Annotated in this window: 1 protein-coding gene; it reads right to left on the bottom strand. The window is 63.4% G+C overall.

What is annotated here, in order from left to right:
• Window positions 1–133: 133 nt before the first annotated feature.
• Entirely contained in the window at window positions 134–1,210 is a 1,077-nt protein-coding gene (locus F4U94_RS24070) for an IS5 family transposase (RefSeq protein ID WP_150412355.1), read from the bottom strand.
• Window positions 1,211–1,282 lie beyond the last annotated feature (72 nt).

The raw sequence follows: 1,282 nt of genomic DNA, 5'->3' as shown, positions 1-1,282 counted from the left end.
CAGGTGGGCACCTCCATCAACCTGGTGATCTGAGCGGATGGGTGCGTAATTGGCCGGCATGGGCGTGATTTACGTACTGCGTGGTGGCTCCATACCGCTGCCTTTTGGCCGAAGTTTCGGGTTTCGGGCACAGCTATCCTGCCAGTGCGCGTCGTTCGTGAAAGATCAGGCGGTGCATGTTGTAGGCGAGGTTGGCGAGGGTAATCTTGGCTTCGGCGCGCTTGATGCCGATGGTGCGGATGAACAGGCCCATCTGATCCTTCTGCCGGGCGAAGACATGCTCGACGCGGGCGCGGACTTTCGATTTGGCGGCGTTCGCCTTTGCTGTGCGTTCGGGCATGGGCTTGCCGCGCGGCTTCTTGCGGTGAATGCGGCTGACCCGGCTCTGCCGCTTGAGCCATGTCTCGTTGGCCTGGCTGCGGTAGGCGGTGTCCGCCCAGACGTCGGAAGCAGTGTTGTCGCCGGTGACGACATCGCGCAGCATCCGCCCGTCGAAGCGCGCACCGTCGGTGACCTTGCATTTGCGGATGAAGCCGAAGGTCCGGCAGATCGACACGCTGCTCTTGTAGCCGAAGCTTGGGATGGCGATGTCGATGCCCGGCTTGCCGTTCGCCAGCGGCCTGGCCTTGGCGAACTTGAGCGTCCAACGCGCGTCCGTATCCTTCTGCGCGGCCCGGGCGGGCTCATCGGGCCAGATCTCGCAGGCGCTCTTGCCTGCCTTGATCGCATCCTTTTCGGCCGCAGTGTTGCGCTGCTTGGGCGCGGCCACCAGCGTTGCATCGACGATCTGCCCACCCATGGCAAGATAGCCGCGTTCCTTGAGCTGCCGGTCGAAGTCGGTGAACACCGCGTCGAGCGCGCCCGCCTCGGTCAGCTTCTCGCGAAATAGCCGGATGGTGTTGGCATCGGGCGTCGCCGCGCCAAGGTCGAAGCCCAGGAACCGCAGCCAGCTGAGGCGATCGCGGATCAGATACTCCATCCGTGCATCGGCGACATTGTTCTGCGCCGCCAGCACTAGCACCTTGAGCATCGCTACAGGATCATAGGGCGGGCGACCGCCCTTCGACCCGTCGCCATAGGCCAGCGCGGCAACCAGAACCGGGCGAAATGCCTCGAAGTCGATGACCCGGCCCAGTTCCTCAAGCGGATCGCCATGCGCCGAAAGCCGCTTCAGATGATCCGATAACCCGAACAATCCAGCCTGACGCATCGCCGCCTCCTGTCGGTCCCAATGAATCAAATCACACGTCGATTGGCCAGGGGTTTTTGGAGGTGCCCAGGT

The organism is Sphingobium limneticum (assembly GCF_008710155.1).
GTDB lineage: Bacteria > Pseudomonadota > Alphaproteobacteria > Sphingomonadales > Sphingomonadaceae > Sphingobium > Sphingobium limneticum.
The sequence above is the reverse complement of the archived record's forward strand: the minus strand, read 5'-3'. Positions and strand labels throughout refer to the sequence as shown.

What these genes read in the sequence shown, in the direction of transcription:
- F4U94_RS24070 (WP_150412355.1), bottom strand. Translation starts at nt 1,210, where the DNA reads ATGCGTCAGGCTGGATTGTTCGGGTTATCGGATCATCTGAAGCGGCTT.